This window comes from Hydrogenophilus thiooxidans, assembly GCF_019049855.1.
Classification (GTDB): Bacteria; Pseudomonadota; Gammaproteobacteria; order Burkholderiales; family Rhodocyclaceae; genus Hydrogenophilus; species Hydrogenophilus thiooxidans.
This window is the reverse complement of sequence record NZ_JAHLSY010000070.1, coordinates 1-815: the sequence shown is the minus strand read 5'-3', so window position 1 is coordinate 815 and position 815 is coordinate 1. Positions and strand designations below refer to the sequence as shown.

Annotated in this window: 1 pseudogene; it reads left to right on the top strand. The window is 56.8% G+C overall.

From position 1 onward, the window contains the following. Positions 1 to 682, top strand: a pseudogene (locus KUL93_RS11300) (ATP-binding protein); the annotation flags it as partial. Positions 683 to 815 lie beyond the last annotated feature (133 nt).

Genomic DNA, 815 nt, shown 5'->3' with positions numbered 1-815 from the left:
GACCTTTGCGAAAATCCGCGAGCACGACGCCTACTACTACGTCGACAAGACCCCGTATGCGCTGCGCCTCATCGAAAGCGGCACCCACTACTTCCTTTCGCGCCCGCGGCGCTTTGGCAAAAGCCTCTTTCTCGACACGCTTGCGGAGCTGTTTGCTGGAAATGAGCCGCTCTTTCGTGGGCTTTATATTCACGACCGCTGGGATTGGAACGTGCGCTACCCGGTGGTGCGGCTCAGTTTTGCTGAAGGGCGGCTGGAAACGCGCGCTGAGCTTGATCGACGCATTCGGTCGCTTCTTGCGCACAACGCCCGTACGCTTGGCGTAGAACTTCCTCTTGACGCAGACATAGCGGAAACCTTCATTTGCCTCATCGAAGGGGCGCACGCTCGCTACGGCGAGCGCGTCGTGGTGCTGGTTGACGAATACGACAAACCGATTCTGGATAACCTCACCACCCCCGAGGTCGCCCGCGCGATGCGCGAAGGGCTACGCAACCTCTACTCGGTGATCAAAGGGCAGGATGCGCACATCCGCTTTGCGTTTCTCACCGGCGTTTCCAAATTCAGCAAGGTTTCGATCTTTTCAGGGCTCAATAACCTTACCGACATTACCCTAAGCGAACCCTTCGCCGCAATCTGCGGCTACACCGAAGAGGACCTCGAGACCGTCTTTGCCCCCGAATTTGCCGCAGCTAAAGCCGAAAGAAAGCCCCTTTTGTCAGCACCGATGGTAAATGTCCGCAAAACACCGGTTTGAGATGTCCTCCCGACAAAGCTGGTGCATCCTTGTGTTGTGTCAAGAAGCAAGGAAAGCG